Raw genomic sequence first — 22,000 nt, forward strand, 5'->3', positions numbered from 1 at the left:
CTGCCGGTCCTTTGGGCCGGCAGTTTGTTTTTATCGTAAATTGGGTTCTACTCAAAAGGGAACTAACAATTACAACACATATGAGATCATTACTGATTGGTAGCTTTCTATTGCTGGCAATGGCTTCCTTTGGCCAGAAAAAGCAGCAGAAAAGTCCTGACAATGCACAAGCTTTAGATGAAACGATTTTCTCCCAAACAAAGTACCGGCTTATTGGTCCCTGGCGTGGTGGACGCTCCGCTGCGGTGGCGGGTTCTTACACCAATAAGCAAACATTTTTTATGGGTGCAACAGGTGGGGGAGTATGGAAGACCACAGATGGTGGCAGCAACTGGAAGAATATCTCTGACAAGTATTTCGGGGGAACAATTGGTGCGGTGGCGGTTGCTCCTTCTGATGAGAATGTGATTTATGTAGGTGAAGGTGAAAACACCATGCGTGGTAATGTGGCAGAAGGTCTGGGAGGCGTTTGGCGTAGCGATGATGGAGGCAGGAGCTGGCGCAATATTGGCCTGAAAGATGGCCGCCATATCATCAGGCTGGTGATACATCCCCGTAACCCCGATATAGTTTGGGCCGCGGTAATGGGTCATCTGTTTGGCCCAAATGAGGAAAGAGGCGTTTACAAAACAACGGATGGTGGCAAAACCTGGAAGCGGACATTATATGTTAACAATCAAACTGGGGCATCAGACCTGGTGATGGAACCCGGAAATCCACAGGTGTTTTACGCCGGAACATGGCGACTTATCAGAACACCTTATAGTCTGGAAAGTGGAGGCGAAGGCAGCGGACTATGGAAATCGGTTGATGGGGGAGAAACCTGGCAGAACATTACTGCATCAAAAGGATTGCCTAAAGGTGTATGGGGTATTGTTGGTGTGGCAGTTGCCCCTTCTAATCCCGATAAAGTATATGCCATCTTTGAAAATGCCGATGGCGGATTATATGTAAGCAATGATGCGGGTGTTAGCTGGACCTTACAAAGCAGTGATAATAATATTCGTCAGCGGGCATGGTATTACACAAAAGTTTATGTGGATCCAAAGAATGAAAACCTCGTGTATGCGCCAAATGTTGGCTTCATGCGCAGCAGAGATGGAGGTAAAACTTTCCAGAGCGTGAGAACCCCCCATAGTGACCACCATGATCTGTGGATTGATCCTGAAGATGGAAATCGCATGATAGTTGCCGATGATGGTGGTGCACAGGTAAGTTATGATGGTGGCACAAACTGGAGCACTTACATGAACCAACCTACCTCACAAATTTATCGTGTAAGCACCGACAATAGTTTCCCTTACCGCATATTAGGTGCGCAACAGGATAATTCAACCTTTCGAATCCGAAGTCGCACTTATGGTGCTGCCATCACTGATAAAGACTGGGAAGAAACAGCGGGGGCAGAAAGTGGATATGTTGTGGCAGATCCCCTTAACCCTGATATTGTTTATGGTGGAAACTACGGCGGTTACCTATCGAGGTTAGATCATCGTACAGGGGAGAACAGGGCTATCACCGTTTGGCCCGACAATCCAATGGGAGCAGGCGCCGATGTTTTGAAATATCGCTTTCAATGGAACTTCCCTATATTCTTTTCACCACATAATCCAAAACGTCTCTATTGTGCCGGTAACGCATTATTTGTTACTGAGAATGAAGGCGCGAGCTGGGAACAGATTTCGCCCGACCTAACAACCAATGACAAGAGCAAGCAGGGCCCCAGCGGCGGACCCATTACTAAAGACAATACTTCTGTTGAATACTACTGTACAATTTTTACTGCAGCCGAGAGCGCCCTTGAAAAAGACCTGTTATGGACAGGTTCGGATGATGGTCTTATACATGTAAGTAAAGATGGTGGTAAGAACTGGGATAATGTAACGCCAACAGGTGCGCCGAAGTGGGTCATGTGGAATGCCATTGAAACACATCCTAGCAAAAAGGGTACTGCTTACATCACGGGTACCAGATATAAACTTGATGATTTTGCACCCTACATTTATAAGACTGAGGATTATGGTAAGAGTTGGAAACTGATCACTAATGGAATTAACAGGATGCATTTTACAAGGGTTATGCGTGCAGATCCGAAAAGGGATGGTTTGCTTTATGCCGGCACGGAATATGGAATGTATATCAGTTATGATGATGGAATGAACTGGCGTCCCTTCCAGTTAAACCTTCCCGTTGTTCCTATAACAGACCTCACTATCAAGGAAAACGATCTTGTTGTAGCAACGCAAGGCAGGGCATTCTGGGTGCTTGATGACCTCACTACTGTGCAGCAATATGATGCTGGTCTCATTAAAAAATCAATGCATGTTCTACCAGTGAACCCGGTTTGGCGTTTGCAATCTTCCGGCGGATTTAGGGGTGGAATTCCAAGGAATGCAGGTGATAATCCACCAGCCGGTGCTGTTATCAATTATTATGTAAGTAATGTTACAGACAGCACAAAAGCAGCCATAACGATACTTGACAGAGATAAAAAAATCATAAAGACTTTTGCAACTGGTGCCAAAGAAGACAAGCTTGATATCAGCAAGGGGATGAATCGATTTGTATGGAACCTTCAATACCCCGCAAGTGAGAAAATTGATGGGATGATTCTTTGGAATGGATTACCAGGTAATATCGTAGCCCCACCAGGAAATTATTTTGCGAGGGTTAAAGTGGGATCTGATTCTGTTGAAGTTCCTTTTGTTGTAAAGGCGGATCCGAATTATAAGATCACTGCTTCCGATTACGAAGCCCAGTTCAAATTCCTGAAAGAGGTTCAGGACAAATTCAACGAAGTGCAGAAGGCGATAAAAGATATTCGTTCACTGCGGAGTCAGCTCACAGATTTCATCGGGCGCCAGGGAAAAGATGTTCCGAAAGAAGTGAAGTCAATGGCTGATACAATTGGAAAACAACTCACATCTATTGAAGAAACTTTATACCAGACGAAGGCTAAAAGTTTCCAGGATGTACTGAACTTTCCGATCAGGCTTAACGATAAGCTGTCGGGTGTATTTGATGCTGCCAATAGTGGTAATATGGCCCCCAGCAAACAGAGTCGTGATGTTTATGCTGAATTGGCCAAACTTAGTGATGAAGCATTGAACAAATTGAAAAAAATAAAGACTGTTGATCTGGAAGCATTCAATAAAATGGTTAGGGAAAAATCACTTCCCGTGATCGGATTAAAGGAATGAGTTAAGAAATTATCTGAGAGGGCCCTCTTCAAAAAGGGCCCTTTTTTTGTGCCCGGTAATTGATAAGCAATGCAATAATTACAAAGAGCAGACCACCAAATTCACGGGTCGACTCGATCCAGGGTTTTGAAGCCTGCATGGTTTTTACAAGGTTTTCAGCATCATGTTCCGTTGCCCATGACAACACTCCATTCTGTTCAAAGAAAAGATATAATGCATATAAAAGGTAAATACCTATTCCCAGCAAATAGAGTCGGGGATAGTATTTCCGGCGTGCAGCGAGAAAGGTTAATACTGCAGCATAGAGGTAAATCGGGATCCATATCAGAGGGTCCGGATCATTCCATTGGAGGGCTGCAAACAGGAGGAAAAGTATGGTGAAAATAATATTAAGGATCTTCATAAGAGTAGGGCCGATTATTTTACCTTAACGTAAATATGACGGATATTTTTTCTTCCCGTTTCTCTTTCATCAATTTCAAAGCGGGTATCAAGGCTCTTGATCAAAGGCAGTAATTTATCAAATCCATAGTTCCGGGAATCGAAATCCGGCATTTTCTTGATCAGCATACTGCCCAATTCGCCCAGGAAGGCCCAACCCGTTTCATCAGCAATATCAGAAATGCTGTCTGTGAGAATCCTGATCAGTTTATGATCTATTTTATTTATGGGTTCATCGATGTTTACCTTTTCTTTCGCTACCTGTTTTTTACTTTTTTCAGGAGACTGATCTTTTGAACTTCCCTTTAATATCTCCATGTATATGAACTTATCACATGCAGAAATAAAAGGAGTAAGGGTTTTCTTTTCGCCAATGCCGATAACTGCCATTCCTGCTTCCCGCAACCTGGTAGCCAGCCTTGTAAAATCACTATCACTAGAAACGATGCAAAATCCATCTACTTTGCCTGTGTATAAAATGTCCATGGCATCAATTATAAGGGCACTGTCGCTTGAATTTTTTCCCGTGGAATAGCTGTATTGCTGAACGGGCGTGATCGCATTTTCTAGTAATACATTTTTCCATCCCGATACATGCGGTTTAGTCCAGTCCGCATAAATCCTTTTGAAAGTTGGCGTACCATATTTGGCAATTTCTTCGAACATTTCCTTTACATGTGCTGAAGGCACATTATCTGCATCAATCAGTACTGCAAGGCGAAGATCTTTGATATCCATAAATGGTATTTATCATGAAAAATTACACAATTTATTTCCGGCATCGAAATCCATGCTGTTGACCACAACGTATTAAGTGTTCACACCCATGATTAAGCGAGGACGACACGTATTTGGAAACAGCTATCAGCAGTTGTATATTACTGCGGGTGTATACCTTTTTTGATAAAATAATTAGCAGTTGCGGATGGTGCAATTATAGAGCTCCGATAGAGCAATGATGGAGCAATGATGGAGCAAGGGTTAAAAGCTATCGAAAGCTAATCTAATTAGTAATTTCAGGATATATTATATTAGAACAGTTATGGTGCCTGGTCAAAAAATTTAGTTTCATATTGATGAAAAAGCATGATAAAACCGAAACAGGGAAAGCTCTTGAAGTTATAATTCCGGAGTCAAGGGTTAAATCGAGACTTATAGACCTGGTTTCTTATGCGCCCGATGCGGGATTTTATTATCTGCTCCCAAAGGCAGTTGTGCAACCTGTATCTGAAGAAGAAATTAAAGCCCTTTTTGCATTTTCAAAGCAACATAATATCCCCTTAACATTCAGGGCAGCCGGTACCAGCCTGTCGGGACAATCCATTACAGATGGCATTCTTGTTGATATCAGTCAGCACTGGAATGGAATAAAGATGGAGGATTTAAATGGGGATGGTGTTCGGGTGCAACCGGGTGCTATTGGCGCCATGGTAAATGCAAAACTGAAGGCACTGGGAAAAAAAATTGGTCCCGACCCCGCAAGCATAAGTTCTGCCATGATTGGAGGTATTCTTTCCAATAATGCCAGTGGTATGTGCTGTGGTGTTAGCAAGAACTCCTACCATACAACCCGCTTTATAAGATTCATTCTCCCAAATGGGATGATGTTCTCCACTGAGAATAAAGATGACTATAGTCGTTTCAAATATGCATGTGCTGATATTTATGATAAGCTGCTTGAATTAAGAGAACGTATTCATGCAGATCCAGCATTGTTTGACAAGATCCGGAGGAAATACAAAACAAAAAATACGGTTGGTTATTCTCTAAACGCCTTTGTAGATTTTTCGGATCCTCTTGATATTCTTGCACACCTGTTAATAGGCGGGGAGGGCACACTCGGATTCATTTCTGAAGCTGTATTGGACACAGTGCCTGATTACCCGGAGAAAGCAACAGCGCTGTTATATTTTACTGATATTTATCGCGCTTGTGATGCTATCCTTCCACTGAAAATGCTGGGCGCGGAAGCAGTTGAGCTAATGGATCGGTCGGCCTTAAGGTCTGTAGATAGTTTAGAAGGTGTTCCGGAAATAGTTAGGACATTACCTGCACCGGCTGCTGCACTATTGGTGGAATTCCAGGCTTATAAAAAGGAGCAGCTTCAGGAGCAGATGGATGCATTCAACCGACTTTCACCCGATCTCAGCTTATTATTTCCCGCGCTGTTTACAACTGACAAAAATGAGCAGGCTTTCCTCTGGAAGATCAGGAAAGGAATGTTTCCGGCAGTAGGAGCAGTTCGGGCCAGTGGCACAACGGTCATTCTGGAGGATATTGCATTTCCGGTTGAGAAGCTCGGTAATGCTATTGCAGACCTTCAGCAGCTTTTCAAAATGCATGGATATCAGGATGCAATAATATTTGGGCATGCGAAGGATGGGAATATCCATTTCGTTGTTACACAGGCTTTCGATACAAGGGATGAGATCAGACGTTATGATCTCTTTATCCGGGATGTTGTAACGCTTGTAGTGAACAGGTACGATGGAGCACTCAAAGCGGAACATGGTACTGGCAGAAATATGGCCCCCTTTGTTGAAGCAGAGTGGGGGGGCGAATTGTATGCCATCATGAAGGAGCTTAAACAGGTTATTGACCCTTCTGATCTGCTTAACCCGGGTGTAATAATTAATACTGACCTAACGGCACATATTAAAGACCTGAAAGATCTTCCACGGGTTGAAGAAGAAGTAGACAAATGCATTGAATGTGGCTTTTGCGAACACCGGTGTCCTAGTAGAAATATCACTTTAACTCCCCGGCAGCGTATTGTGGTGCGCAGGGAGCTCCGCAGACTGACAGCAAGTGGCAATTACAGCAGGCACAACCTGTTATTGGAACAATATCAATATGATGGTCTTGACACTTGTGCAGTGGATGGCCTTTGTGCTACTGCATGCCCTGTTGATATCAATACCGGTTCACTGGTAAAGCGACTGCGCAGCGAGAATCATCTTCCACTTCAAAAGAATATGGCGGCTTTTGTTGCCCGAAATTTCAGGTTGATTGAAAAGGCGGTTTATTATGGCCTTCGGACAGGTTCATTTATCAATTCCATATTTGGTGATCAAACTATGCGCCGCTTTACACTTGTGTTGCGCAAACTGATACCAGCAATTCCACTATGGAATAATCAGCTACAAGGTGCACCATCAAAGCGCCGACCAGGAATTTATAAACCCACTCTTCAGGAAGTTTCAGGCAAATTGAAAGTTCTCTATTTCCCTGCCTGTATCAACAGGGTGATGGGTGATGCATCTGATCCGGGAAAAAATATTATCGATGTATTTATTGCTGCCTCTACTAATGCAGGTATTGTGGTGGTTATTCCTGATGATATTCAGGGAACCTGCTGCGGACAAATATTTTCCTCTAAAGGATATAATGATGCCTATGTAAAAACGGCAAATGAAACTATTGAAAAGCTTTATTCATGGACTGATTCCGGACAATTGCCTGTTGTATTGGATATTAGTTCATGTACCCAAACATTTTATCAGTCATACTCAATTCTTTCAACCCCTAACAAAGAAAAATTCAGCGCTCTCAGGATACTTGATAGTGTGGAATATATACGTGACATGGTGCTTCCAGGGGCTACAATTCGCCGGAAGAAAAAATCCATTGTCTTACACCCTGTTTGTTCTTTAGAAAAAATGGGATTGAATGCCGTATTGAAAGATATTGCGAAACAGTGTGCTGATGAAGTAATTATTCCCCTCAATGCAGGATGTTGTGGAATGGCGGGTGACAGGGGTTTTCTATTTCCTGAGCTAACGGCCTCCGCTACTGCCGAAGAAGCAGCGGAGGTTAGCGAAGAGGTATATGATGGGTATTACTCCAGTGGTAAAACCTGTGAGATTGCTTTATCTGAGGCCGTCAAAAAAAACTATACATCCATTTTATATTTGCTGGATGATTGTACAAGGCTGGATTAGATGAATTTTAATACTGCTTCACCCATTGCATCGGTTCCGAGAATCATTGAGGATTCCGTTTTTGTATCAGCAATATCCCGTGTGCGGAATCCTTCTTTGAGCACCTTATCAACTGCGTTGATAACAGTCTCGGATTCTGTTTTCATACCAAAAGATATATCAAGCAACAAGGCTGCGGATAGAATTGATGCTAAAGGATTTGCGAGACCTTTCCCCGTGATATCATGGGCTGAGCCATGAATGGGTTCATAAACTCCTGTTCCATCACCAATGGAAGCACTTGCCAGCATACCCATTGATCCGGCTATCTGTGAAGCTTCATCAGTGAGTATATCACCAAAAAGATTTGCAGTTACAACAACATCAAAACGACGGGGATCTTTTATTAACAACATGGCGGTTGCATCAACAAACTGGTGTTCTACTTCTACATCAGGATATTCAGGAGCAACTTGCTGAATAACTTCGCGCCACAGTCTTGAGGTCTCCAGAACATTCGCCTTATCCACCGAACAGAGTTTTTTCCTTCTGGTGCGGGCAGCTTCAAAAGCCTTTCGTGCAATGCGCTCCACTTCATAGCGGCTATATTCCGCAACATCAAAGGCAGTGTCGCCATTGTTTTTGCGACCTTTCTCGCCGAAATAAATATCTCCCGTTAGCTCGCGGAAGAAAAGAATATCAGCACCTTTCAGTATTTCGGGTTTAATACTGGAAGCATCCAGTAATTCATCAAATAATTTGATAGGACGCAGATTGGCATAGAGTCCCAGTTCCTTACGCATCTTTAATAAACCCTGTTCCGGTCTCACTTTAGCAGATGGGTCATTATCATATTTGGGATGGCCTACTGCGCCAAATAATACAGCATCTGAGTTGCGCATTTTTTCAAGTGATTCATCCGGCAAAGGATTGCCCGTGGCTTCAATGGCCACATGTCCAATCAGTGCCTCATCGTAAGTAAATGTGTGACCAAATTTTTCTGCTATTCTATCAAGAACCTTTTTACCTACTGCTGTTACTTCCTGTCCGATACCATCGCCGGGTACGATCAAAATATGTTTTGTTGCCATGCTTAATAATTAATGAAATAGTTATTCTGAAATTTAGGGATGCTGGATGATATTCAGCATTTTCTGGGTAGCCTTTATGGCTGAAACGGTTTGGTCACTGTCGAGCCCTCTTGTCTTAAATTCTTTATTGTTATGCTCCCGCCAGGTGATGATGGTCTCACACAAAGCATCACTCTTTCCCCCTGGTGGAATGCGAACTGCGTAATCCGTTAGCAGGGGCAGTTCGATTTTTTTCTGTTTGTATACTTTTTTCAGTGCGTTCATAAAAGCATCGTACTGACCATCACCCTGTGCCTGTTCTTCAAAGAATTCACCATTCATGCAAATCTGAAGCGTTACGGATGGGTTGAGGTTTTTTGCATGCGTCAGTACATAATTTTCTATCCGCACTTTCTCTTCGATGGTATTGCTATCGAGCACATCAGATATGATATAGGGAAGATCTGCCTGTGTTACAACCTCTTTTCGATCTCCCAGTTCTATGATACGCTGGGTTACTTTCTTAAGGTCATGATCGGATAATTCTATTCCCAATTGAGCCAGGTTATTTTCAATATTTGCTTTGCCGCTGGTTTTGCCAAGTGCATATTTACGCTGTCTTCCAAAGCGCTCCGGCATCAGGTCACTGAAGTAGAGCTTATTCTTTTTGTCGCCATCTGCATGAATTCCGGCTGTTTGGGTAAATACATTTTCTCCCACCACTGGTTTGTTTACCGGAATACGAAAGCCGGAAAAAGCTTCTACCAACTTGCTTACCGTATACAGGGATTTTTCAACAACCCCTGTTTTAACTTTTGGCATGAAATCATTTATAACAGCAATTGCACTGGCCAGTGGTGCATTACCCGCTCTTTCACCCATTCCATTGATGGTAAGGTGAAGGCCATGGGCACCTGCTTTCACGCCTTCAAGTACATTGGCAGTACCCAGGTCATAATCATTATGGGCATGAAAATCAAAATGGATTCCCGGGTAACGGTTTACTATCTCTGATACATAATCAAATACTTCTGCTGGTGTGAGTACGCCAAGTGTATCGGGAAGCATAATTCTCTTTACCGGCTGGGTAACCAGGAAATCGAGGTATTGAAAAACATAGTCACGCGAATGCCGCATTCCATTGCTCCAGTCTTCCAGGTAAACATTAGCTTCCAGACCTTTCTTTTTGGCAAGTGCAAGAACTCCTGCAACATCCGCAAAGTGCTCCTCCGGCTTTTTCCTGAGTTGATGTGTCAGGTGGTTGAGTGATCCCTTTGTGAGCAGGTTCATCACTTTTGCACCGGCCCTGATCATCCATTGTACTGATACATCACCGTCCACAAATGTGAGCACCTCCACCTTATTAAGTAGTCCTTTGGCTTTTGCCCACTTGGTTATTTTCTTAACTGCATCAAACTCCCCTTCCGATACACGGGCCGACGCAATTTCAATACGATCCACCTTTACTTCAGTTAATAGTAACTGTGCAATGGTCAGTTTTTCTGAAGCAGAAAAAGATACCCCGCTGGTTTGTTCACCATCGCGAAGGGTGGTATCCATTATTTCGATCATTCTTCTTGACTGGGGCATTATGCTCTTGCGGATTACTATTTTAGTATAAACTTTTTGAAGCAAAAGACTGGATCTCCTCCTTCATTGCCTGCAGGTAATCAATGTCATCATAACCATTGGTCATGTTGTCTTTTTTGTAACCATTGATATCAAAAGATTCTGATTCTCCGGTTGCTAAAATGGTTATGCTTTGTTGTGGAAGGTTTATTTCAAGTTCTGTATGGGGATCAGCTTCTATTGCGCTGAATATCCTGTCGAGAAATTCCGGACTTACCTGTACAGGCAGGATACCAATATTCAAGGCATTGCCCTTGAAGATGTCAGCAAAAAAACTTGACACAACACAACGGAAGCCATAATCGTAAATGGCCCAGGCTGCATGTTCCCGGCTGCTACCACTACCAAAATTTTTTCCCGCTACCAATATCTTTCCCGAATAGATCGGATTGTTCAGGATAAAATCCTGCTTTGGGGTATTGTCAGGATTGTATCGCCAGTCGCGGAACAGGTTATCTCCAAAACCTTTTCTTTCAGTTGCTTTAAGGAAGCGGGCCGGTATGATCTGGTCGGTGTCAACATTCTCTATGGGCATGGGTACCGCAGAACTGGTAAGTATCGTGAATTTATCGTAAGCCATAAGTTTAATTAGATGTTTGATGCATTAAAGTAATTCCCTTGGATCAGTTACTACGCCAGTTACTGCTGCCGCTGCTGCAACAAGTGGACTGGCAAGCATGGTACGTGCACCAGGTCCCTGCCTGCCTTCGAAATTCCGGTTACTGGTACTTACAGCATATTTACCGGCAGGTATCTTATCATCATTCATGGCAAGGCATGCGCTGCATCCGGGCTGGCGGAGCTGGAACCCGGCTTCGGTCAGGATATCAAGTATTCCTTCATCTTTAATTTGCTGCTCCACAATATGCGATCCCGGAACTATCCAGGCTGTAACATTATCAGCCTTTTTCCTGCCTTTAATTATGGAAGCAAAAGCTCTGAAGTCTTCAATGCGTCCATTGGTACAACTACCAATAAAAACATAATCCACTTTCTTACCCAACATGGCATCATCTTCATGGAATCCCATGTAGTTAAGCGATTTCTCATAGCTTGATTTTCCACTTCCGGTTTCGGCTGATACAGGTATATGCTGGGAGATACCTATTCCCATCCCTGGATTGGTACCAAAGGTGATCATCGGTTCAATATCCGAAGCATCATAAGAGTATTCGATGTCGAAACTTGCGCCTTCATCTGTTTTAAGGGTCTTCCAATAGGCCAGATCCCTCTCCCAGGCTTCTCCTTTAGGGGCTTTCTCCCTTCCTTTTATATAATTAAAGGTTGTTTCATCCGGAGCAATCATTCCACCCCGTGCACCCATCTCAATGCTCATATTGCACACGGTCATCCTGCCTTCCATACTCATGTTTTCAAAAACTTCCCCCGCATATTCCACGAAATAACCAGTTGCGCCGGCGGCTGAAAGTTTTGAAATAATATAGAGGATCACATCTTTTGGGGTAACGCCTTTGTTCAGGGTACCATTCACATTGATCCGCATTTTCTTTGGCTTTGGCTGCATGATACATTGTGAGGAAAGAACCATCTCCACCTCGGAGGTTCCTATCCCAAATGCAATGGCACCAAAGGCCCCATGCGTTGAAGTGTGTGAATCACCACAAACGATGGTCATGCCCGGTAGGGTGATGCCGTTCTCCGGACCAACAACGTGCACGATGCCGTTCTTTGGATTCCCCAGCCCCCAATGCGATATACCATATTTTGCAGAATTTGTTTCAAGTGCTTTTAATTGTATGGCAGACAATGGATCCTCAACAGGAAGGTGCTGGTTGATGGTAGGAGTATTATGATCGGCTGTGGCAAAAGTTTTCTCGGGGAACATAACTTTTAGTCCACGTGTTTCAAGTCCGAGGAATGCAACCGGACTTGTTACCTCATGAATAAAATGACGATCGATGAAAAACACATCGGGGCCATCCTGGATCTTACGCACCACATGCGAATCCCACACTTTATCGAACAGTGTACTGGGGCTATTGCTCATTTTGTATATTTTATAATAGAAATGCAAAATTCTTAAAAACTAACCAAATGGATGCGTTTTATTTTGACTATTATTTATAATATCGGTCATAACCTTGAAAAAACTAACTACCATTTGTTTTTTGGAATTATCTTTCTATCATTATTTGTTCTAATTCAATCACCCATGTTTAGAGTCATTAGAATTTCTATACTGCTACTGTTTGTTCATCCAGTTTTTGCCCAAAAAGGGAAGCCTCTTAGAATTGGTATTGCCGGCCTTACACATACCCATGTTCATTGGTTGCTTGGAAGCGCCGCGCGGGGTGAGGTTGAGATCGTTGGCATTGCCGAGTCAAACCCTGATCTCGCGAAACGTTATCTCACGCAGTATAAAATGGATATGCGACTGCTTTATAACTCGCTGCCTGAAATGTTGCAAAAAACAAAGCCGGAGGCAGTTGCTGCTTTTGGATCCATCGAGGAACACCTGGCGGTTGTTCAGAATTGTGCCCCGGCAGGCGTGCATGTGATGGTAGAGAAGCCTCTTGCCGTGAGTCTGGATCATGCAATGCAGATGAAGGAACTGGCCGTGAAGCATAAGATCCACCTGCTCACCAATTACGAAACCACCTGGTATGCAACCAATCACAAAACATTTGACCTGGTTACAAAAGACAGTGCAATCGGGAGAATTCGTAAAATGGTGGTGCACGATGGCCATGAGGGGCCAAAGGAGATCGGTGTTAACAAGGAGTTTCTTGACTGGCTTACCGATCCGGTTGCCAATGGTGGTGGAGCGCTGATGGATTTCGGATGTTATGGAGCTAACCTTGTTACCTGGCTAATGGCCGGGCAGCGTCCTGAATCAGTACTGGCCATTGCCCGCCAGTATAAGCCGCAAATTTATCCTAAAGTTGATGATGATGCCACCATTCTGGTCCAATATCCAGGCATGCAGGCCGTGATACAGGCATCCTGGAACTGGCCATTCAGCAGGAAAGACATGGAAGTTTATGGAGAAACAGGTTATGTGTTTTCAGACAACAAGGCTGATCTGCGATTTCGCTTCAAAACAGATACCCTTGAAAGAAGATCTGCTCTTCCCCCATTAGCTGCCCCCTTTGATGATCCCTTTGCATATTTCGCAGGAGTGGTCAGGGGAAGCATTCGCATCCCGCCTTATGATCCTTCTTCCCTGGAGAACAATATGATTGTTATGGAGATCCTTGAAGCCGCTAAAAAAAGTGCCCGGGAAGGAAGAAAGGTCATGTTGCAATAAATTACTATACAGGATTTTGCATAACATTTTTACGGATATTTAAAATAAAAAGATGCTTAAAACGAAGGTTGCCATCCTTGGAGCAGGTTTTATATCAGATATTCATTTCGAGAGTTATCATCGGTTCATACCGGAAGCAGAAGTAGTTGCAGTGTATGCCCGCGACGCGGCTAAAGCAAAAGCCTTTGCAGAAAAGCATAATATTCCAGCCTGGTATGATGATATTGATGCTATCCTTGCTGAATCGGGATGTGAAGTAGTTGATATTTGCCTTCCTAATTTTTTGCATGCCAGTGTAACAATGAAGGCGGCCGCGGCTGGTAAGCACATCATCATAGAAAAACCCCTTGCGTTAACGCTTGAAGAGGCTGATGCGATGATTGCAGCGTGCAAAGCTGCAGGTGTAAAACTCATGTATGCGGAAGAACTTTGCTTTGCTCCTAAATATGAAAGGGTAAGGCAAATGGTGAAGGAAGGCGGAGTGGGAGATATTTATATGCTTAAACAGGGAGAGAAACATTCTGGTCCGCATTCAGCCTGGTTTTATGATAAGAAGCTTTCAGGGGGCGGGGTTCTTATGGATATGGGCTGCCATGCCATTGCATGGTTTCGCTGGATGCTAAACAATGCACGTGCAGTTAGTGTATATGCTACCATGGCAACTGTTTACCATAAAGATAAAACTGATTGCGAAGACAACTCCGTTGTTATCATTGAGTTTGAAAATGGTGTTATTGGCGTTGCAGAGAACAGTTGGGCCAAGCATGGCGGAATGGATGATCGCTGTGAGGTTTATGGTACCGGAGGCGTGGTGTATGCAGATCTTTTCATGGGCAATGCCGCTGTGTCCTATTCCAAAAATGGATATGGCTATGCTATGGAAAAAGCAGATACCACCATCGGGTGGAGCTTTACCATTTTTGAAGAAGTTTTCAACCAGGGATACCCGCATGAATTGAAACATTTTATTGAATGTATTCAACAAAATAAAGAACCTCTTGTAACTGGGGAGGATGGAAGGGCAGTATTAGAGATCATAAACGCTGCCTATGCTTCAGCTGCTGAGGGAAGGAAAATAATGCTTCCCTTTAGTCCGAAAGTAGAAAGGCCAATTGATCTCTGGCATCATCCTCAAAATATTAAATAAGCAAGATGCAGGTTTATATATCAGATAACTACCAACAGCAGGCAGAGCTCGCAGCAACCCACCTTGCTGAATGCATGTCATCACGCCCTCAACCACTGATTTGCGTTGCATCCGGTGATAGTCCGGCCGGAATGTATGCCTCACTCATTTCGCAGGTTAATAATAAGTTGTTGAATATTGATCAATGGAATTTCGTTGGACTGGATGAGTGGTTGGGAATGAATGGACACGACGAGGGTAGTTGCAGATACCATCTCGATCGCCAGCTGTTTGATCCTCTTAAGATCGATCCCGCTAAGATCTGTTTCTTTGATGGCCGTGCGGCTGACCCGATTAATGAATGTATGGTTACAGAAAATTTTATCATTGATCATGGCGGCATTGATCTAACTATTCTGGGATTGGGATTGAATGGTCATGTTGGCATGAATGAGCCTGGTTCGCCTCCTGATTCACGATGTCGGGTGGTTGCACTCGATCCTTTAACTGTTCAAACTGGACAGAAATATTTCAGTGAAGCCAAAGAACTGGAGGGTGGTCTCACGCTCGGGATAGGCACAATACTGGAATCAAGGAATATTTTCCTCCTTGTAAATGGGCTTAAAAAGGCTGGTGTAGTTAAAACCATACTGGAGGGGCCGGTATCACCACAACTGCCTGCCAGCTTGATTCTTCAACATCCATCTGTTCGTATTTATCTTGATAAGGAAGCAGCATCCTTACTTACCCACCAACATAGTACAAATTGATGCCACCAACCCAGCATATTGGTATTGATCTAGGCGGTACAAATATCCGCGTGGGATTAGTTGCGGGGCATCAACTAATTGATCTGTATAGTGAGCCCACAAAAGCAAGTGGATCGGAACAGGAAGTTTTGGAGCAGCTATTCACTGTTACTGACCGATTTTATAATGATAAAATTCAATCTATAGGAATTGGGGTGCCCGGACTTGTAGATGCTTCTAAAGGATTGGTGTTTGATGTTGTAAATATTCCCTGCCTGAAAGAAATACCCTTACAAAAATTAATGGAAGACAGGTACCGGATTGCCGTTAGAATTAATAATGATGCAAATTGTTTTGCATTAGGTGAGTTTCAGTTCGGTACTGAAAAACGGCAGGGTTCCATGGTGGGTCTGTCAATAGGAACCGGGCTGGGTGCGGGTATTATCATAAATGGAAAGTTGTATTCCGGCAAACATTGTGGGGCAGGTGAATTCGGTATGATCGATTACCTTGAACATAATATTGAGTACTACGCGAGTGGACAGTTTTTTCAGCATGTTTATAAAGTTGATGGTTTAACTGTTTATAAACTTGCCGTTGAAGGGGATGATTCTGCTCTGGAAATGTATAGTGTATTTGGAAAGCATCTTGGAAATGCTATCAAGACTATTTTATATACACTTGATATAGATAAAATTGTTCTGGGTGGGTCGGTTAGTAAGGCATGGCCTTACTTTAAAAAAAGTATGTGGGAGCAGATCAGAACATTCGCGTATAAAAAAACTATATTGGAATTAAAAGTGGATATATCTGCCCTTAGTAACAGTGCTCTACTGGGCGCTGCTGCACTTTATATTGATGATAATTTGTAATCTACAATCTATACTGATCTTTTGCGATTAGCTAATAAAAAATTTATGCGATTAATTGTTTTATTTTTTCTCCTGCCCATTAACCTGATAGCACAGTCCTTTTCTTCCAAAGAGATAAGCAGTTGGGAGAAACAGGCAAAGCGGATCAATATCATTCGCGACAACTGGGGCATTCCTCACATTTATGGTAAAACAGATGCGGATGCTGTTTTCGGTTTGCTTTATGCGCAATGCGAAGATGATTTTAGCAGAGTTGAGGCAAACTATATTGAGAAATTGGGTCGCCTTTCAGAAGTAAATGGCAAAGATGATCTTTACAATGATCTGCTCATTCGATTAGTGATTGATTCTGCTGAGGCTATCAAAGATTATCAAAGGGCTCCTGCGTGGCTTAAGAATCTGTGTAATGCTTTTGCCGATGGCATCAATTATTATCTCTATAAAAATCCTTCCGTAAAACCGGCTTTGCTTCAGCGTTTTCAGCACTGGTATCCAATGCTGTGGACAGATGGTAGTATTGGGGCTATCAGCACTGCAGATATACGGATGAGTGAATTGAAGGAGTTTTATAGTGGGCAATCATCACTTACAAGTACTACACCATTCATTGAACCTCTACCCACTGGCTCAAATGGTTTTGCTATTGGTCCGGCTATTTCTGCTTCGCAAAATGCTATTCTTTATATCAATCCCCATGTTAGTTTTTATTTCCGTCCTGAAGTACATATGGTTAGTGAAGAAGGTTTGAATGCATACGGTGCAGTTACCTGGGGGCAGTTTTTTATTTACCAGGGTTTCAATGAAAAATGCGGCTGGATGCACAGTTCCAGTTATGTTGATGCTGCAGATAGTTATATTGAAAAAATTGAAATCCAGAATAACAAATGGTATTACCAATATGATGGAAAAAAATTGCCTGTTCGTCAAAAGCCGATCAGGCTCAGCTATAGATCTTCAGATGGTATGATCACTACAACTATTCAGGCAAAGTTTACGCATCATGGTCCGCTTATGGCAGTACGCAATGGTGAGTATCTCAGCATGAAAGCAGATAATCGCCTCATGAACGGTTTGATTCAATGTTGGAAAAGGACCAAGGCAAAGGGTTTAAAGGAATTTGAAAGTACTCTTGCATTAAAAGGAAATATTTCCAACAATACTGTTTATGCTGATGCCGATGGCAATATAGGTTACTGGCATGGTAACCGTATCCCAAAGCGCGATACATCATTTAACTGGACGAAACCAGTTGATGGTTCTACGAAAGCATCTGAGTGGCAGGGCTTACATGAGATCAACCAAACGCTCCACGTTATTAATCCACGCAACGGTTGGCTCCAGAATTGTAATTCAACTCCTTTCCGGGTGGCCGGAGATGATAGTCCAACCCCAGGAAGTTACCCGGTTTACATGGCACCTGATGGCGAAAATTTTCGGGGTATCAATGCCGTTAGGGTATTATCAGAGGAGAAAAAATTCACGCTTGATAAAGTTATTTCAGCAGGTTATGATACAAGGCTCTCTGCCTTTGAAGTTTTAGTTCCTGCTGTAGTTAAGGCCTTTGAGCAGAGTATTCAAACAAATGATACGCTGTTTGCATGGCTGGCCGGACCCATTGCTGTTCTCAAAAGCTGGGATTATAAAAGTAATGAGGCTTCCATCGCAACTACCCTTGCAGTAGAGTGGGGACAAAAATTATTGCCAATTATTCTTCAGACAAAAATTGTAGATGATGAAGAACTTGACCAGGTTGAGAAGACATATCATTTTGTGGCCTCTGCAAAACCCCAGGAATTACTGCAGCCCCTATTGCGGACAGTTCTGGATTTAGAGTCCCGGTTTGGTAAATGGCAACTCCCCTGGGGCGAAATCAACCGCTTTCAAAGGTTAACTGGCTCACTCCAGCCCGATTACAAAGATGACAAGCCCAGTTTACCGGTAGGCTTTGCTTCTGGTACCTGGGGTATGTTACCTTCTTATACCAGCAGAACTTTTCCGGGCACCAATAAAAGATATGGGGTTCATGGCAATAGTTTTGTTTGTGCTGTGGAATTTGGGACAAAGGTTAAAGCGAAGGCCTTGTTGGCAGGGGGACAGAGTGGTGATCCGGCCTCAAAACATTTTAAAGACCAGGCGACATTATATAGCACTGGTACGTTTCGCGATGTATTGTTTTATAAAGAGGATGTTTTGAAGGCGGTGGAGCGACAATATCATCCCGGAGAATGATTCAAAATCAACAGGCATGTATAAGGGAACCAAAGATTAAGTATTTTTATCCTTAATGGAGCAGCTAGAAAAGTTTTTATCTGAGATCGGTCCGGTGAAAGCAGCACTTATTGCCACTACTTTCACCTGGTTAGTGACAGCAGCGGGAGCCTCTCTCGTATTTTTCTTTTCCACCGTCCGTCGAAGTGTTTTTGATGCCATGCTTGGCTTTACCGGTGGGGTTATGGTAGCCGCCAGCTTCTGGTCACTGCTTGCACCCAGTATTGAACACTCAGAGAAATTATATCCTGATTTTCCCTGGATGCCCGCAGCAGTTGGATTTCTTGCAGGAGCACTTTTTATTTTTAGTCTTGATAAATTCATGCCCCACCTGCATATAAATTTTGGCGATGACGAGTCGGAGGGGATGAAAACGAAATGGCATAAGACCACCTTATTGTTGCTTGCAATAACACTTCATAATATTCCGGAAGGCCTGGCAGTAGGTGTTTTATTTGGGGCTGCCTCTTTGGGAGTAGGAGAGCACACAACTGCTGCTGCTATTGCCCTGGCGATTGGTATCGGACTTCAGAATTTTCCTGAAGGACTAGCAGTTTCTATGCCATTGCGAAGGCATGGTGTGGGTCGGTTTAAGAGTTTCTGGTATGGACAACTATCTGCAATTGTTGAACCTGTTGCAGGTGTGCTTGGAGCTTATGCAGTTATTCATATGGAACCTGTATTGCCCTATGCGCTTGCATTTGCAGCAGGCGCAATGATCTATGTTGTTGTGGAAGAAGTAATTCCTGAAACACAACGAGATAAATATACCGATGTTGCAGTGCTTGGGTTCATCGGCGGCTTCGTGGTCATGATGATTCTCGATGTGGCGCTGGGATGATGCTAATTACAACCATAGCCGTTATTGCCCGGATCATTTCTAATCCACTTGGCAACGTTTTTCAGAAAAAGCTCACACAAAATGGGAAGCATCCGCTTATAGTAAATTTTATAACCTACCTGCTACTTGCTTTTATAAGCCTGTTTTTTATAAGGGGAATAGATTTCTGGAGTTTATCAGATAGATTCTGGATTTACTCTTTGCTGGGAGGAATAGCCGGCGCTATCGGAAATGGGTTCCTGGTGAAGGCATTGGAAAGTGGTGACCTTTCTGTGCTGGGCCCGGTTAATGCCTATAAATCTGTAGTGGGATTGATTGTTGGAATTATCATATTAAAGGAAATTCCCGGCATATGGGGGCTTGCAGGCATGTTGCTGATCATAGGCGGAAGTTATTTTGTTCTGGATACTCTCGAAGAACGATTCAGCTGGGCGCTTCTAAAACGAAAGGATATTCAATACAGATTGTGGGCAATGATACTAACTGCAATCGAAGCAGTATTTATTAAAAACGTCATTATAGAATCCAACCCGGTTATTGCATTTATTTCATGGTGTGTTTTTGGAACAGTATTCTCATTGGTAATGCTGGGAATAAATAGGGTGTCATTACCTGGTGCATGGCGCACACTGACCCTAAGCGATGGGGGTAATTTTGGCCTGCTTATACTTTGCATGGGTATCATGCAATTGACTACAAACTATGTACTGGCTAATATGCCTGTGGCTTATGGCCTGGCATTGTTTCAACTTTCCACCATAGTCAGTATTTTCCTTGGCTATAGTATTTTTCAGGAAACAGCAATTGGCCGAAAATTATTTGGAGCGATCATTATGATAGCCGGATCAACGCTGATTATTTTTTTCAGCTAGCAGCGTTGATCATTTACCGGAGGCGAGAATCATTAAATGTATTTCCTTGTGAAACATCACCTGTTTCATAACCTTTTTTGAACCAATACATTCTTTGTTGTGAAGTGCCGTGGGTAAAAGATTCAGGCACTGTATAACCCTGTCCTTCTTTCTGAAGCCGATCATCACCAATAGCATTTGCAGCATTCATAGCTTCTTCAAAATCACCTTCTTCAAGTAGCTGTTTATTTTTTGTGTGGTGTGCCCAAACACCTGCCAGGAAATCGGCCTGGAGTTCAAACATCACAGAAAATTTGTTGTATTCCTCCTGACTAACGCGCCCTCTTAGTTGGGCAAGCTTCTCCGTTGTACCCAGCAAAGTTTGTACATGATGACCAACTTCATGCGAAACCACATAAGCCATAGCAAAATCACCTGGTGCACCGAATCGCTGCTGTAACTCATCATAAAAAGAAAGGTCTATATAAAGTTTGTTATCACCAGGGCAATAGAAGGGTCCGCTTGCTGAAGTTGCCGAGCCGCAACCTGATTGCGTGCCTCCGCTAAATAATACTAATGTCGGCTCCTGGTACTGAGAACCTGCCTGAGAAAAAATCTGGTTCCAAACATCTTCTGTTTCTGCCAGCACAACCCGAACAAATTGCGCTTTTGTGTCATCAGCCGCCTTTTGCTCCTCAGTCATGGGTTGTGTCTGTTGCTGTCCGGGTATTGGGAGTTGTGAAACATCCACATCACCTCCCAGGAACATATTAACCAACAAAACGATTACTCCAAGGATACCTCCACCAATAGCAATCGGTCCACCCATACCCCTGCGGTCTTCTACATTTCCGCTTTCGCGTCTACCAGTCCAGCGCATAGTTTAAATTTAAAAATGATCATTAAAAAAGTATGCCGCAGCATTTAACGGCTGTTTTCTACGTAACTATTATCACATAAAGCTACCTTGTAAGCACAGAACTTTGTAGACTAATATATAAATAATATTTATGATGAATATTGGAAAAAAATATTGGCTTCCGGTTGTTGGCGCAATAGTTGGTGGAATTGCAGGTTACCTTTACTATGTAAATATCGGTTGTGTTACCGGAACTTGTGCCATCACATCAAAACCATTGAACAGTACACTTTATTTTGCCATGATGGGGGCTTTGCTTTTCTCAATGTTCCGGAAAGAAGAGAAGAAAACACCTGCTGAATAATTCCAATTATGCTAAATCAACTATATGCATAAATATATATCCACTTTTGTTCTTTTAGTGTTTTTGACTGCCAGCGGATTGCAGGCCCAGGTAACAGAACCAAAGGCAAAAAATGTACAGGCTGTAAAACATCGGGTTGTTATCCAGCTTTCGAGCAATGATACATTGGCCTGGAAAGGTTTGATGAACAATCTCAAAAATCTTAAAGAGGGCTGGGGAGATAGTGTTCAGGTGGAAGTTGTTGCGCACGGTAATGGTATTCAATTGCTGATGGCGGGCAAAACTACCCAGCTTGAGAATATCCGCAAGTTCAAGTCAATGGGAATCGACTTTGTAGGATGTGAAAATACTCTCCGTGAAAGGAAAATCAGTAAAACAGAAATAATACCGGAGGCAGGCTTTGTAAAAATGGGTATCGGTGAAATAATACTCAGGCAGGAAGAGGGCTGGACCTATATAAAATCCGGATTCTGATACCGTATGAATGGCATGCTTTTTTTGATTGATCTGTATCCCACCATTTTAAACGATTCAATCAAACA

Annotated in this window: 18 protein-coding genes; 11 read left to right on the plus strand and 7 right to left on the minus strand. The window is 43.1% G+C overall.

Features of this window, described 5'->3' with window-relative positions; translation table 11 throughout:
* Positions 1–80: 80 nt before the first annotated feature.
* Positions 81–3,200 (plus strand): WD40/YVTN/BNR-like repeat-containing protein, encoded by a 3,120-nt coding sequence (locus tag V6M43_RS00815; RefSeq protein ID WP_332732152.1) that lies wholly within the window; start codon positions 81–83, stop codon positions 3,198–3,200.
* A gap of 28 nt (positions 3,201–3,228) precedes the next feature.
* Here the strand turns inward: V6M43_RS00815 and V6M43_RS00820 are convergent, their stop codons facing one another.
* Both V6M43_RS00820 and V6M43_RS00825 read right to left on the minus strand, forming a co-directional pair.
* Complete coding sequence (locus V6M43_RS00820; protein WP_332732153.1) at positions 3,229–3,603, minus strand: transmembrane 220 family protein; 375 nt, start codon at positions 3,601–3,603, stop codon at positions 3,229–3,231.
* 14 nt (positions 3,604–3,617) lie between these two features.
* Positions 3,618–4,379 carry an NYN domain-containing protein gene (locus tag V6M43_RS00825; protein ID WP_332732154.1) on the minus strand — a complete coding sequence of 254 codons (762 nt, stop codon included), beginning with the start codon at positions 4,377–4,379 and terminating at the stop codon, positions 3,618–3,620.
* Between the two features lie 338 nt (positions 4,380–4,717).
* Here V6M43_RS00825 and V6M43_RS00830 point away from each other — a divergent pair, with 338 nt between their 5' ends.
* Complete coding sequence (locus tag V6M43_RS00830) at positions 4,718–7,582, plus strand: FAD-binding and (Fe-S)-binding domain-containing protein (RefSeq protein WP_332732155.1); 2,865 nt, start codon at positions 4,718–4,720, stop codon at positions 7,580–7,582.
* Here V6M43_RS00830 and leuB read toward each other — a convergent pair.
* The 4 genes from leuB to leuC are packed head-to-tail and all read right to left on the minus strand — an operon-like array spanning position 7,579 to position 12,268.
* Positions 7,579–8,652, minus strand: coding sequence for a 3-isopropylmalate dehydrogenase (gene leuB, locus V6M43_RS00835; RefSeq protein WP_332732156.1), 1,074 nt, complete (start codon positions 8,650–8,652; stop codon positions 7,579–7,581). The genes V6M43_RS00830 and leuB overlap by 4 nt on opposite strands.
* Positions 8,653–8,685: 33 nt before the next feature.
* Complete coding sequence (locus V6M43_RS00840; protein ID WP_332732157.1) at positions 8,686–10,203, minus strand: alpha-isopropylmalate synthase regulatory domain-containing protein; 1,518 nt, start codon at positions 10,201–10,203, stop codon at positions 8,686–8,688.
* 40 nt (positions 10,204–10,243) lie between these two features.
* Positions 10,244–10,840 (minus strand): 3-isopropylmalate dehydratase small subunit, encoded by a 597-nt coding sequence (gene leuD / locus V6M43_RS00845; RefSeq protein WP_332732158.1) that lies wholly within the window; start codon positions 10,838–10,840, stop codon positions 10,244–10,246.
* A gap of 24 nt (positions 10,841–10,864) precedes the next feature.
* Positions 10,865–12,268, minus strand: a complete 1,404-nt coding sequence (leuC, locus tag V6M43_RS00850; RefSeq protein WP_332732159.1) for a 3-isopropylmalate dehydratase large subunit — start codon at positions 12,266–12,268, stop codon at positions 10,865–10,867.
* A gap of 165 nt (positions 12,269–12,433) precedes the next feature.
* Here leuC and V6M43_RS00855 point away from each other — a divergent pair, with 165 nt between their 5' ends.
* The 7 genes from V6M43_RS00855 to V6M43_RS00885 are packed head-to-tail and all read left to right on the plus strand — an operon-like array spanning position 12,434 to position 20,256.
* A complete protein-coding gene (locus V6M43_RS00855; protein WP_332732160.1) occupies positions 12,434–13,528 on the plus strand; it encodes a Gfo/Idh/MocA family protein in 1,095 nt (364 codons plus the stop codon).
* A 52-nt stretch (positions 13,529–13,580) separates the two neighbouring features.
* Entirely contained in the window at positions 13,581–14,675 is a 1,095-nt protein-coding gene (locus V6M43_RS00860) for a Gfo/Idh/MocA family protein (protein ID WP_332732161.1), read from the plus strand.
* A 5-nt stretch (positions 14,676–14,680) separates the two neighbouring features.
* Entirely contained in the window at positions 14,681–15,424 is a 744-nt protein-coding gene (locus tag V6M43_RS00865; RefSeq protein WP_332732162.1) for a glucosamine-6-phosphate deaminase, read from the plus strand.
* Positions 15,424–16,275 carry an ROK family protein gene (locus V6M43_RS00870; RefSeq protein ID WP_332732163.1) on the plus strand — a complete coding sequence of 284 codons (852 nt, stop codon included), beginning with the start codon at positions 15,424–15,426 and terminating at the stop codon, positions 16,273–16,275. The genes V6M43_RS00865 and V6M43_RS00870 overlap by 1 nt, the downstream gene beginning before the upstream one ends.
* Positions 16,276–16,320: 45 nt before the next feature.
* Positions 16,321–18,504, plus strand: a complete 2,184-nt coding sequence (locus V6M43_RS00875; RefSeq protein WP_332732164.1) for a penicillin acylase family protein — start codon at positions 16,321–16,323, stop codon at positions 18,502–18,504.
* A gap of 55 nt (positions 18,505–18,559) precedes the next feature.
* Complete coding sequence (locus V6M43_RS00880) at positions 18,560–19,384, plus strand: ZIP family metal transporter (protein ID WP_039131840.1); 825 nt, start codon at positions 18,560–18,562, stop codon at positions 19,382–19,384.
* Entirely contained in the window at positions 19,381–20,256 is an 876-nt protein-coding gene (locus tag V6M43_RS00885; protein WP_332732165.1) for a DMT family transporter, read from the plus strand. Before V6M43_RS00880 ends, V6M43_RS00885 begins: the two co-directional genes overlap by 4 nt.
* A gap of 13 nt (positions 20,257–20,269) precedes the next feature.
* On the opposite strand, the gene ypfJ is transcribed toward V6M43_RS00885, so the two are convergent.
* Positions 20,270–21,115 carry a KPN_02809 family neutral zinc metallopeptidase gene (gene ypfJ / locus V6M43_RS00890; RefSeq protein WP_332732166.1) on the minus strand — a complete coding sequence of 282 codons (846 nt, stop codon included), beginning with the start codon at positions 21,113–21,115 and terminating at the stop codon, positions 20,270–20,272.
* A gap of 130 nt (positions 21,116–21,245) precedes the next feature.
* Between ypfJ and V6M43_RS00895 the strand changes: the two genes are divergently transcribed.
* Complete coding sequence (locus V6M43_RS00895; RefSeq protein ID WP_332732167.1) at positions 21,246–21,458, plus strand: hypothetical protein; 213 nt, start codon at positions 21,246–21,248, stop codon at positions 21,456–21,458.
* Between the two features lie 24 nt (positions 21,459–21,482).
* A complete protein-coding gene (locus V6M43_RS00900) occupies positions 21,483–21,932 on the plus strand; it encodes a DsrE family protein (protein ID WP_332732168.1) in 450 nt (149 codons plus the stop codon).
* The last annotated feature ends 68 nt before the right edge of the window (positions 21,933–22,000 follow it).

The sequence above is a fragment of the Flavihumibacter sp. genome (genome assembly GCF_036676075.1).
Taxonomy (GTDB): Bacteria; Bacteroidota; Bacteroidia; order Chitinophagales; family Chitinophagaceae; genus Flavihumibacter.

Coding starts and splice junctions, on each gene's coding strand:
- V6M43_RS00870 (WP_332732163.1), top strand. CDS start 15,424: ATGCCACCAACCCAGCATATTGGTATTGATCTAGGCGGTACAAATATC.
- V6M43_RS00840 (WP_332732157.1), bottom strand. CDS start 10,203: ATGATCGAAATAATGGATACCACCCTTCGCGATGGTGAACAAACCAGC.
- V6M43_RS00825 (WP_332732154.1), bottom strand. CDS start 4,379: ATGGATATCAAAGATCTTCGCCTTGCAGTACTGATTGATGCAGATAAT.
- V6M43_RS00815 (WP_332732152.1), top strand. CDS start 81: ATGAGATCATTACTGATTGGTAGCTTTCTATTGCTGGCAATGGCTTCC.
- V6M43_RS00855 (WP_332732160.1), top strand. CDS start 12,434: ATGTTTAGAGTCATTAGAATTTCTATACTGCTACTGTTTGTTCATCCA.
- leuB (WP_332732156.1), bottom strand. CDS start 8,652: ATGGCAACAAAACATATTTTGATCGTACCCGGCGATGGTATCGGACAG.
- V6M43_RS00880 (WP_039131840.1), top strand. CDS start 18,560: ATGGAGCAGCTAGAAAAGTTTTTATCTGAGATCGGTCCGGTGAAAGCA.
- V6M43_RS00865 (WP_332732162.1), top strand. CDS start 14,681: ATGCAGGTTTATATATCAGATAACTACCAACAGCAGGCAGAGCTCGCA.
- V6M43_RS00820 (WP_332732153.1), bottom strand. CDS start 3,603: ATGAAGATCCTTAATATTATTTTCACCATACTTTTCCTCCTGTTTGCA.
- leuC (WP_332732159.1), bottom strand. CDS start 12,268: ATGAGCAATAGCCCCAGTACACTGTTCGATAAAGTGTGGGATTCGCAT.
- V6M43_RS00830 (WP_332732155.1), top strand. CDS start 4,718: ATGAAAAAGCATGATAAAACCGAAACAGGGAAAGCTCTTGAAGTTATA.
- ypfJ (WP_332732166.1), bottom strand. CDS start 21,115: ATGCGCTGGACTGGTAGACGCGAAAGCGGAAATGTAGAAGACCGCAGG.
- V6M43_RS00885 (WP_332732165.1), top strand. CDS start 19,381: ATGATGCTAATTACAACCATAGCCGTTATTGCCCGGATCATTTCTAAT.
- V6M43_RS00895 (WP_332732167.1), top strand. CDS start 21,246: ATGATGAATATTGGAAAAAAATATTGGCTTCCGGTTGTTGGCGCAATA.
- leuD (WP_332732158.1), bottom strand. CDS start 10,840: ATGGCTTACGATAAATTCACGATACTTACCAGTTCTGCGGTACCCATG.
- V6M43_RS00875 (WP_332732164.1), top strand. CDS start 16,321: ATGCGATTAATTGTTTTATTTTTTCTCCTGCCCATTAACCTGATAGCA.
- V6M43_RS00900 (WP_332732168.1), top strand. CDS start 21,483: ATGCATAAATATATATCCACTTTTGTTCTTTTAGTGTTTTTGACTGCC.
- V6M43_RS00860 (WP_332732161.1), top strand. CDS start 13,581: ATGCTTAAAACGAAGGTTGCCATCCTTGGAGCAGGTTTTATATCAGAT.